Raw genomic sequence first — 11,201 nt, 5'->3', positions numbered from 1 at the left:
CTATTCCTATTTTACACAAGATTGTCGAATCGTAAAAGTATAAAAAAATCTGAAAATCGCGATATTGCGATTTTCAGATCATTGTCAATAAATTGCAGTGTTAGTTTTTGTTGTATTTTCGAGAATTTCTTTTACTCGAGCTAGGAATTTTCCGCAAATTAGTCCATCTAAAACTCTATGATCTAATGATAAACACAAATTCACTATATCTCTTGCAGCGAACATACCACCGTTCATAATAACTGGTCGTTTGACAATCGATTCAACTTGCAGAATCGCTGCTTGTGGGTGATTTATAATACCCATAGACTGCACTGAACCGAACGATCCAGTGTTATTGACAGTAAATGTACCACCTTGCATTTCTTCGGATTTTAATTTACCTGCGCGAACTTTCCCGGCAAGCTCGTTAATTTCCCTTGCGATGCCTTTTATCGTCTTTTCGTCTGCATGTTTGATCACTGGAACAAAAAGGGCATCTTCAGTTGCGACGGCAATTGAAATATGAATATCCTTTTTCTGAATGATTTTATCACCAGCCCACATGGAGTTCATCATTGGGAACTCTTTCAGTGCTTGCGCGATCGCTTTGACAAAAAAGGCAAAGTAAGTGAGGTTAAAGCCTTCATTTTGTTTGAACTCACCTTTAATTGCATCGCGATAATTGACAAGTTCTGTGACATCTACTTCCACCATCATCCAGGCATGTGGTGCTTCATGTTTACTACGTAGCATATTATTCGCAATTGCTTTACGTACATTCGTTACTGGGATTTCAATATCACCAGTTGCTGCTTGTATCGGTGCAGCCTGTCGCGGTTGTTGCGGTGCCGATTGTGTTACTTGCTCTGTGGCAGAAGGCTGTATTTGCGGTATTTGTGCACTGCTAGTCGGAATAGTCCCGGTATCTACTAGCTTTTGAATATCTTTTCTCGTTATGCGTCCTTCTGCACCTGTTCCTTGAACTAATTGGAGATCGATATTATGCTCCTGTGCTAGCTTTAGAACGGCCGGCGAATAGCGTACTTTACTTGATCTATCCACTGCAAGAGTTGCTTTTTGCTCAGGAGTTGGTACTGTCTGTGCAATTTGTGTTACCTGCTGTGATGCAGCTTGTGGTGCCTCTCCAGCTTCCTCCGTTTCAACTGTACAAACGATTTCACCGACTGCTAAAGTATCCCCTTCACCAGCGATTAATTCTTTAATGACGCCTGAGAAAGATGACGGCAAATCTGCAGTTACTTTATCGGTATTCACTTCCGCTAATGAATCATATTTTTGTACAGTATCACCAGGTTTTACTAACCATTTTTCGATTGTGCCTTCCGTTACACTTTCTCCAAGCTGAGGCATTTTAATTGGTTGAATTGCCATGAATTGCTCCCCCTCTACGTCAGAACGCTGCTAATTCGCGCATCGCTTTTTCTACTTTTTCTGGATTAATCATGAAGAATTTCTCCATCGTCGGTGCATATGGCATTGCTGGAATATCTGGTCCCGCAAGTCTTTTAATAGGCGCATCTAAGTCGAATAGGCAATTTTCAGCGATAATGGCTGCTACTTCACCAATGATGCTGCCTTCTTTATTATCTTCAGTGACAAGCAACACTTTTCCTGTTTTAGAAGCGGCTTCAATGATCGCTTCTTTATCTAGAGGGTAAATTGTGCGCAGATCTAGAATGTGCGCAGAAATACCGTCCTGCGCCATACGTTCTGCAGCTTGTAATGCGAAGTGAACTGCAAGACCGTAAGTGATAACAGTAATATCTTCCCCTTCACGTTTAACATCCGCTTTGCCGATTTCAATTGTATAATCCTCTTCCGGAACGGCACCTTTGATTAAACGATAAGCGCGTTTATGTTCGAAAAATAAAACCGGATCCTCATCGCGAATCGCTGCTTTTAGCAATCCTTTTGCATCGTAAGGCGTCGAAGGAATAACGATTTTCAAACCGGGTTGATTGGCAAATACAGCTTCCACTGATTGCGAGTGATAAAGTGCTCCGTGAATTCCGCCTCCAAAAGGCGCGCGAATAACAAGTGGACAAGTCCAATCATTATTTGAACGGTATCGTATACGCGAGGCTTCTGAAATAATTTGGTTCACAGCAGGCATGATAAAATCTGCAAACTGCATTTCTGCAATTGGTCTTAAACCATACATAGCCGCACCAATAGCAACACCTGCAATAGCAGATTCTGCAAGTGGTGTATCTAGTACTCGGTCCTCACCAAACTGATCATATAATCCTTGTGTTGCTTTAAAAACGCCACCTTTACGGCCAACATCTTCACCTAGGATAAACACGCGCTCATCGCGCTCCATTTCTTCTTTCATCGCAAGTGTAATCGCATCAATATATGATAATACTGGCATTAGATAGTCCCCCCATCTTCAGCATAGACGTATTTCAGCGCATCTTCTGGAGCGGCATATGGTGCTTGCTCCGCATAATCTGTCGCCTCGTTTATTTCAGCCATAATGCGCTCATTTATTTCGTTTTCAAGTACATCTGTTAAGATCCCTTGCTCTTTCAAGTAGCTTGCAAAAGTAATGATTGGATCTGTAGCACGGCCTTCAGCTAAGTCCTCTGCTGTACGATATTGACGATCATCGTCATCAGATGAGTGTGCGGTTAGGCGGTAAGAAACCGTTTCAATTAAACTAGGTCCTCCCCCGTTTCGTGCTAGATCCGCTGCTTGCTTCACTACTCTATATACTTCAATTGGGTCTTTACCATCTACAGTGACACCCGGCATACCATAGCCAATTGCACGGTCCGACACATGTTTGCATGCGATTTGCTTTTCAACTGGTACTGATATAGCAAATTTATTGTTTTCTACCATAATAATAACTGGTAATTTATGAACCCCTGCAAAGTTTGCTCCTTCATGGAAGTCACCTTGGTTTGATGAACCTTCTCCAAGTGTTACAAATGTGATGAAATCTTTCTTTTGCATTTTACCTGCAAGTGCAATACCTACAGCATGTGGTACTTGTGTCGTTACAGGTGATGAACCTGTTATGATGCGATTTTTCTTTTGGCCGAAGTGACCTGGCATTTGACGTCCACCAGAGTTCGGGTCTTCCGCTTTTGCAAAGGCGGATAGCATTAATTCCTTTGTTGTCATACCAAAATGAAGGACAACTCCCATATCACGATAATACGGAGCAATATAGTCCTTCTTGTTATCAAGTGCAAAGGCAGCACCTACTTGCGCCGCTTCTTGCCCTTGACATGAAATGACAAACGGAATCTTACCAGCACGATTTAAGAGCCACATACGCTCATCAATTCTACGTGCAAGTAACATCGTTTCGTACATATATAGTACATCCTCATTTGATAAACCAATTGTTTCATGACGATTTCCAGTCATTTCTCATCCTCCTTATTACATATGAATTGCTTTGCCATCAACTGCTAATGCCGCTTCTCCAAGTACTTCACTTAAAGTTGGATGTGGGTGCACACTATGCGCAATTTCCCACGGCGTCGCATCTAATACCATCGCAAGGCCAGCTTCAGCAATCATATCGGTCACATGTGGTCCAATCATATGCACTCCTATAAGATCGTTCGTTTCACTGTTTGCGATAATTTTCACAAAGCCTTCTGATTCACCGTAGACGAGCGCTTTGCCAATTGCTTTGAATGGGAACTTGCCGATTTTAAGAGGCAGCCCTTGTTGTTTTGCTTGCTCTTCTGTTAAACCAACACTTGCTGCTTCTGGACTTGCATAAATACAACGTGAAATCCATTTGTCATCAACTTTTTCAGAAGATGTCCCTGTAATATGTTCGATTGCATGTATCCCTTCATGTGAAGCGACATGTGCAAGCTGTAATCCACCAATTACATCACCTATGGCATATATATGAGATTCCTTCGTTTGAAAATGCTTAGTTGTTTGAATAAAACCATTTTCTACAACAATTTCTGTGTTTTCCAGACCTATGTCTTCTACATTTGCCTGCCTGCCAACTGAAACGAGCATTTTGTCTGCACTGAAACTTTGCTTTTCACCTAGCACTTCTGCTTCAATAGTCACTTTATTATTGTCCGTTAATAGCGTTTCGGATAAAACTTTAGCAGAGGTTGCAAATTGGATACCTTTTTTCTTTAAGAGTTTCGCCATTTCTTTTGAAATCTCTCTATCTTCAGTTGGTAGAATACGATCAGCATATTCAATAACCGTCACTTCTACACCAAAATCATTTAGCATCGAAGCCCATTCAATCCCGATGACACCACCACCAACAATAAGAATGGATGCCGGAAGTTCTGTTAATGAAAGCGCCTCGTCAGAAGTCATGATAAGTTCGCCGTCTATTGTTAGTCCAGGCAAAGTGCGCGGTCTAGAGCCTGTCGCTACAATTACATTTTGTGGAATGAGCATTTCATTTTCTTCTCCACTTGCCAGTTCAACTGAAATTGTACCTGGCATTGGCGAGAAAATAGAAGGTCCCAAAATGCGGCCTTTTCCTTCATAAACGTCAATTTTGCCCTTCTTCATAAGAGCTTGTACACCTTGATGTAGTTGCGCTACAATCGAATCCTTACGCTCTTGCACACGACTAAAATCAAGCGTCACTTCTCCTGTATTCACCCCAAATTCAGCAGCATGATGCTTTGTTGTTGCATAAACTTCGGCACTTCTAAGTAATGCTTTACTTGGAATGCAACCTTTATGTAAGCATGTCCCCCCCAGTTTACCTTTTTCTACTACGGCTGTTTTTAAACCGAGCTGTGCTGCACGAATTGCTGCCACATAGCCTCCAGTACCGCCACCTAAAATAACAACATCATAGTCTTTAGCCATTTGAACACTTCCTCTCATTGCACCATGTAAAAGTCACTCTTTTACTATAAAAAGCTTTTCCGTAGTTGACATTCCCCAATGCCAGCCAATTAAAACCACAAATAATGATCCCCTTGTATACGGAACATTCTCCCAATTATTCAAATCCATTCAGGGAAGAAGTCATTTCCCTTTATCCCTGAACAGCTGTGCTTTAACGATTTGATAAAATATGCTTACCGTTCTGTAAAAAAGTACTACGTGATTTTGCCATACGTTCAATGCGTTCTTCCGCTAAACGGTTGGCAGCCAAATAAGTCGGAATACCATCACGTTTTGCTATATCAATTACTTTAGCTATATTATCATAAATTCCTTCTACACGTTTCATCGCACGGTCATGATTATAGCCATACAATTCATCCGCTACGTTAATCACGCCGCCCGCATTAATGACATAATCAGGTGCATATACAATTCCAGCTTCATGAATAATGTCACCGTGTTTAGAATCTTTTAATTGGTTATTAGCAGAACCTGCAATAACTTTTGCTTTTAATTGTGGAATGGTATCGTCATTAATAATAGCGCCAAGTGCGCATGGTGCAAAAATATCAACATCTTGCGCATAAATATCTTTTGGATCAACCGCTGTAGCACCGAATTCGTCTACTACGCGTTTTACAGCGCTTTCATTTATATCCGTAACGATAAGTTGCGCACCTTCTTCATGTAAATACTTGCATAAAGTATACGCTACGTTTCCTAAGCCTTGCACCGCGATTTTCTTACCTTCTAAGTGGTCACTCCCAAATGCTTCTTTCGCTGCTGCTTTCATCCCAACAAGTACACCATACGCTGTAACTGGTGATGGGTTACCTGATGAGCCAAATGCAGGTGAAATCCCTGTTACATAATTCGTTTCCTCATGAATTAAATCCATGTCTGCAACAGTAGTACCGACATCTTCTGCTGTAATATATCGTCCATTTAACCCTTGCACGAATCTTCCAAGTGCACGGAACATTTCTTCGTTTTTATCTTTTAAAGGGTCACCTATTATAACAGTTTTTCCCCCACCTAGATTTAGTCCAGCTGCTGCATTTTTATAAGTCATGCCACGTGCTAGGCGTAATGCATCTTCAATTGCGTCTTCCTCTGAAGCATATGTCCACATACGAGTACCACCAAGCGCCGGACCTAACGTAGTGTCATGTATCGCTACAATAGCCTTTAATCCAGAATTTTTATCTTGACAAAAAACCAGTTGTTCGTAATCATATTTCTCCATATAAGTGAAAATTTCCATTGTAATGCCCCCTTTGATGTAGTGACCAAGTTTCTTTTTTAAAAGATTTAGTCATCTTTTGCCTTAGTTTGCTAAGTCACCTATATATAAGCAAAAAGTGTGCCAACATGCAAAAAGCCACTATGCTGTATTTTACAACATTTTTGTTTTTTAGATTCATGCAATTATTTGCATACTGCGCATTTTATTGCACGCAAAACTATGCAAGATTGTGTTTTTCTAATTTATAATAGAGACTACGAATCGAAATGCCTAATTGCTTCGCTGCTTGCATTTTATTATTTTGACTAGCCTGTATTGCTTGTTGCAAAATTCGCTGCTCCGTTTTGTCTATTTGCTCCGCAAGCGTTCCTTCTTGAAGCTCCATTTCGACAGTATTTTCTTGATGAACAGCATGGAATAATGATTTTGACAAATAACTTTCATCTAATATCGTTTCGTTTGACTGCATGAAAATCATAGCTCGACTTAAGACGTTTTCTAGTTCACGTACATTACCTGGCCAATCATGGACTTTCAAAAGCTTTAGTGCATTTGGTGTGACATTATGAATATTACGTCCATATTCTTGGTTCAATTTGACGAGTAGGCGCTCCACTAACTGCGGTATATCCTCTTTTCTTTGACGTAAAGGCGGTATATGTATGGGCATGCGATTTAAGCGATAATATAAATCCTCTCGGAACGTACCCTCTAATAATGCCTTTTCCATATTGACGTTTGTGGCTGCGATTATGCGGACATTAATCTCAATTGGCTTTGTCCCACCAACTCTTACAATTTCACCTTCTTGAAAAACTCGTAGCAGTTTAGCCTGTGTATTTAAAGACATCTCACCTATTTCATCAAGGAAAATACTGCCATTATTCGCTTCTTCAAAAAAGCCACGTTTTCCTCCGCGTTTCGCCCCTGTAAAGGCACCTTCTTCATAGCCAAATAATTCACTCTCTAGTAAGTGCTCTGCAATCGCCGCACAGTTTACACGAATAAATTTATTGTAAATACGATCACTTGCAGAATGAATGGCGTGAGCAAAAAGCTCTTTCCCAGTACCTGACTCCCCTCGTAAAAAAACGGTGACAGGTGTTTTGGCAGCTAATTTTGCCTGCTCAACAGAAATGCGCATTTCCTCAGAGTCACCGATAATATCTTCAAATGTATATTTGGATTCAAGTGTTCGAATGATTGTACGCGCTCGGTCTAGCTCTTTCGTTAAGGAACGCATTTCCGTCATGTCATGAATGACACCGACACTACCTTTCAAACAGTCATTGACAACGACTGGAGCAACATTGACGATTACTTCACGTTTTTTCGACCCAAGCCGCATATTTACACCACGAATTGGCTTTTTCGTCCGCAATACTTTTAAGTGCATACTTTCGCCTTCTGAAATATCGATCGTGGCAGGTTTCCCCAAAATCTCTTCTGGTTGCAAACCCGTTATTCTCGTATAAGCTGGGTTAACGAGTATCCCCCTTCCTTTTTCATCGACTACAGAAATCGCATCATCACTCGATTGAATAATCGCCTCTAACATCATTTGAATTTCTTTTAAATTTGTAATTTCCTCCGCTAAATTGACGACCTCTGAAATGTCTTTGAAAACAGCAAATGCACCAATTCTATTGCCCTTTCCATCAATCATAGGAAATCGCGAAGCGACAATTTCCTTCTCATTAGTAAGCTTCAATTCTTGGTTGATCTCAGCTATTCCGGATTCGTACACGCGTGGCAATTCACTTCCTACAATAATATCGTTAATATGCTTACCCATAGCTTCTGCAACAGAGATATCCGTCATTCTTGCAGCGCTTTTATTAAAGAAAATAATTTGTCCTTCTGGATCGATACCAATCATACCTTCTTCAATTGAATTAAAGATAATTTGCTGTTTGTATGCTGCTTGTTTTGTTTTATTTATGTAAAAGTCTTTCTCATTTAGTAATTGAACGATTAAATAAGCAATGGTCCCCGGGATTAATACAGCACGCTTCGGCAATGCCAAAAGCAGTTCTTCAAAAACGGTTGGCTCTCCTGTTACATCAACAACCATGTCTATATCCTCAGTTAAAACAGCTCGCCAATCCTTATTTGTAGCAATTCCAGATATTTTAGCAAGCGCTAGTCCAGGTGCATCCTCTCTAATATCGACAATCGCTGTAGTGCGAAGATGATCAGATTTGGATAATAATTGTAAGATAGCCGTACCACCAGCACCAGCACCAATAATTAATATACTTTGCAAGGAACTTCACTTCCTTTCACAATATTGTGCAATTTATTGCATTTTCAATATAGCTTTATCATATCTGAACTTTCTTTCCTTGACAACGCTTGTGAGACAGGTAAAAATGAGTATAGATTAGAGGAGTGAAAGTATATGGCACGTTTTGCCGCGTTTATCGTATTACTCATACCTGGTTTAATGGCTGCAGGTGGAATTAAATTAATTCGCGACACATTATTTGCGAAGCTTGTGGACCCCATCCCATTTCTTTGGTTACAATTCATCATTGGAATTGTCCTTTTTGTTATTGGATTCGGCTTTTTTGCCGGTTTTTTATTGCATCGCGATCGCAAAAAAGGGAATGTTTCACCTAAATTTGCAAAACAAAAGAACGCTGACCGTTAATGGTCAGCGTTCTTTTCTTGTACTGCGCGAACTTTGTTTGGATAATCTGTAATCCAGCCAACGACAGCTTTATGTGGGTTTACAAGGAATTCTTCATCCCCTGTTATGTTATAAAAGCGGCACTTTTTACTTGCCAACAAACATGCATCCAAATATTCAGGTTTATAATAACGTGATTTATTTGCATGGATGGTATCAATAAATGGGATGTCACTTAGCTCATGCCAATTTAGCTTTTTTGTTGCAATCAATGCTGTTTCAATGCGCCGATCGATTTCTTTTGCTTGTTTGAGTACTTCTAAGTAGAAAAATGCACATTTGGTAAGTGGGCGCATTTTTTTATGACCTTTTCGAGGACATATGGATTGTCGATAAAAGATTCCTTGAATTCGATATTCATCGGTATCGGGTTATCTTTAGCCCACTCTAATAATTCATCTAATGTAAGTATTTCTTGGCCTTTACATCTACGAAAACAATTTTTACCTACGCGCAATTGTTTTATTTCTTTCAGTGTAACTTCGGTGACTATCTTGCGCCTCCCTGTCACTCGACGCAAATTTAGATCATGCGTCACAACAGGAACGTCATCTTTTGTAATTTGCAAATCCAATTCAATACCATCCGCATCCAGTTCGATAGCTTTAATGAATGCCTTCAGAGTATTTTCCATCTCAAAAGCCGAGGCGCCTCGATGTGCAAAAACAAGTGGTCTAAGCATTAATTTCACCTTGATCTAATTTAAATCTACCGCGGGTTTGCTTGTTTAATGTCGTCGATTTCTTACCAAGTTGAATATATGTCCCGGGGTAAGCTTCTTTCGTAATTTGAATGACTTCTGTCCCCATACTTTTTAATGATTGTAATATTACTTGTACTTCTTTATCCAAAATCATTAATTCATTTTCCTTGTCACTTAACAAAACTTTTGAATCCTCATAAGCTTTTCGCTGCGCACCATTCATCTTATCGACAAAGCCCTGCAATTGCGCAATACGAGCTTTAACATTTACAATATCGGCCTCTAAAACTTTCATTTCTTCCGCCTTTTCTTTTACTATTTGCATGCTTTCTTTTCGATCAGGCATCGTGATCACCAGTTCTGTTTTGCGCTCTAAATGATTGCCAGCTATAGCGGTAGTAATCGAATGGGTTGCTTCTGCACGACCTCCGATAATTTTACCTTTATATTCATTGATGAGTATACTACTTGCCGTTAAATTGGAACCAAGTGCATATGAACCAATATGAATATCACCTTGCGCATTTAATGTACTTTCATTCGTATGTTTGACAAAAATATTACCACCCGCACGTACTACTGACTCTCCATTGCCGAAAATCCCCCCACGGATATAGACGTCTCCGTGTAGTGATTCAATCAATTTCGGACTCGTCACACCTTCGACACACTCAATAGCGATATCACCCGTAGCAACAACCGAGTAGCCTGAAAGTACAGTACCTTTAATGCTGATAGATCCATCGAATTTTAAATTCCCTGTCCCAACGCCGACATCAGCAGCTACGGGCAGATGTTTTTGAACAGATATGAAGCCTTCTGAATCATCCAAAACCCCACCATTAGTTGCATAGATTGTCACTTTACCATCTTCTTTATCTGTTTCGTAAACTGTTTTTTGATCATATTTTATAGGAAAATCTCTTCCTGGTAATGCTGGAATGCTTTCACCTATAATATTTTTCCCCGGTACGCCTTGATCTGCAGGAATCTTCTCACCCAACCACTCATGTGCTTCTATTTCATAAATAAAATTCATATCAAAATAATCCGCTCTTCCATCTTCAAGGATGACCGGTTTTTTCACTGGTTTTTCAATATATGTAATTTTCGCATCTTTTCCTGGGATAGCTGGCGTTCCAATTGCAACAACAGTCGGTTTTCCTGATAAAACGGTATCTAAAGTCAAATCAACAAAACCATGTACAATCCCAATATTATTTGCAAATTCTTTAATTTGCTCCTGCATTTTAGTGCTATCTGTAAAAACGGTTGCCGGATCTTCATGGACATACATTGTTGCTGACATACGATCACGAGAAATAGCAATTTCAATAGGAGGAAGCCATTTACCAATTTCCTCAAATTGCTCAGAAACAGTAGCAGTCACTTTTCTTAAAATAGCAAAGCTCGATAGTTTAATACGCGGATTCTTCTTTAATATACTGTCGAAATCCTTTAACGAAAACCCTTCTCTCAACGTCTTCAAATACACTATGTCGTTTTCTTCTTTTAAAAAAATATCATCATTTTCAAAAATTAACACATTTTTCCCATCCTTCCGAACGATAATAAATATCTATTCTTATTATCGTTTTCATATTCCTTTTTTACAGAAAAATGCTATAAAACGCTTCCAAGAAATCTTTCTAATTCATAAAATTCATGTAATAGTCATACTTCAGCTAGATTTTCATTAAGAATACAAT

At 39.7% G+C, this 11,201-nt stretch carries 9 protein-coding genes and 2 pseudogenes; 1 reads left to right on the top strand and 10 read right to left on the bottom strand.

The genetic code is table 11. From position 1 onward, the window contains the following. Nucleotides 1-84 precede the first annotated feature (84 nt). The 7 genes and pseudogenes from JFL43_RS04205 to JFL43_RS04180 all read right to left on the bottom strand — a co-directional run. A pseudogene (locus JFL43_RS04205) lies at nt 85-1,026 on the bottom strand (dihydrolipoamide acetyltransferase family protein); the annotation flags it as partial. Nucleotides 1,027-1,206: 180 nt separating this feature from the next. Beyond that, nucleotides 1,207-1,353, bottom strand: a pseudogene (locus JFL43_RS23395) (biotin/lipoyl-containing protein); the annotation flags it as partial. A gap of 40 nt (nt 1,354-1,393) precedes the next feature. After that, nucleotides 1,394-2,377, bottom strand: a complete 984-nt coding sequence (locus tag JFL43_RS04200) for an alpha-ketoacid dehydrogenase subunit beta (RefSeq protein WP_100797884.1) — start codon at nt 2,375-2,377, stop codon at nt 1,394-1,396. After that, nucleotides 2,377-3,384 carry a thiamine pyrophosphate-dependent dehydrogenase E1 component subunit alpha gene (locus tag JFL43_RS04195; RefSeq protein ID WP_100797885.1) on the bottom strand — a complete coding sequence of 336 codons (1,008 nt, stop codon included), beginning with the start codon at nt 3,382-3,384 and terminating at the stop codon, nt 2,377-2,379. The genes JFL43_RS04200 and JFL43_RS04195 overlap by 1 nt, the downstream gene beginning before the upstream one ends. 15 nt (nt 3,385-3,399) lie before the next feature. Beyond that, nucleotides 3,400-4,827: a dihydrolipoyl dehydrogenase gene (lpdA, locus tag JFL43_RS04190; RefSeq protein WP_200748062.1), complete on the bottom strand. Its 1,428-nt coding sequence runs from the start codon at nt 4,825-4,827 to the stop codon at nt 3,400-3,402. Nucleotides 4,828-5,020: 193 nt separating this feature from the next. Further along, nucleotides 5,021-6,115 (bottom strand): Leu/Phe/Val dehydrogenase, encoded by a 1,095-nt coding sequence (bcd, locus tag JFL43_RS04185; RefSeq protein WP_200748061.1) that lies wholly within the window; start codon nt 6,113-6,115, stop codon nt 5,021-5,023. 199 nt (nt 6,116-6,314) lie between these two features. Further along, nucleotides 6,315-8,363, bottom strand: a complete 2,049-nt coding sequence (locus JFL43_RS04180) for a sigma 54-interacting transcriptional regulator (protein WP_100797888.1) — start codon at nt 8,361-8,363, stop codon at nt 6,315-6,317. Nucleotides 8,364-8,498: 135 nt separating this feature from the next. Between JFL43_RS04180 and JFL43_RS04175 the strand changes: the two genes are divergently transcribed. Beyond that, nucleotides 8,499-8,750, top strand: coding sequence for a DUF2627 domain-containing protein (locus JFL43_RS04175; protein WP_100797889.1), 252 nt, complete (start codon nt 8,499-8,501; stop codon nt 8,748-8,750). On the opposite strand, the gene JFL43_RS04170 is transcribed toward JFL43_RS04175, so the two are convergent. Genes JFL43_RS04170 through JFL43_RS04160 form a run of 3 tightly spaced genes read right to left on the bottom strand, consistent with a single transcriptional unit; the run spans nt 8,747 to nt 11,038 of the window. Beyond that, entirely contained in the window at nt 8,747-9,085 is a 339-nt protein-coding gene (locus JFL43_RS04170) for a hypothetical protein (protein ID WP_200748060.1), read from the bottom strand. The genes JFL43_RS04175 and JFL43_RS04170 overlap by 4 nt on opposite strands. After that, entirely contained in the window at nt 9,049-9,471 is a 423-nt protein-coding gene (locus JFL43_RS04165) for a glycerophosphodiester phosphodiesterase (protein ID WP_200748059.1), read from the bottom strand. Before JFL43_RS04165 ends, JFL43_RS04170 begins: the two co-directional genes overlap by 37 nt. Next, on the bottom strand, nt 9,464-11,038 hold the full coding sequence (locus tag JFL43_RS04160) for a DUF342 domain-containing protein (protein ID WP_200748058.1): 1,575 nt from the start codon (nt 11,036-11,038) through the stop codon (nt 9,464-9,466). Before JFL43_RS04160 ends, JFL43_RS04165 begins: the two co-directional genes overlap by 8 nt. Nucleotides 11,039-11,201: the final 163 nt, after the last annotated feature.

It is taken from the genome of Viridibacillus soli (genome assembly GCF_016612995.1).
Taxonomy (GTDB): Bacteria; Bacillota; Bacilli; order Bacillales_A; family Planococcaceae; genus Viridibacillus; species Viridibacillus soli.
Note: the sequence above shows the minus strand (reverse complement) of the source record. Positions and strands in the feature narration are given on the sequence as shown.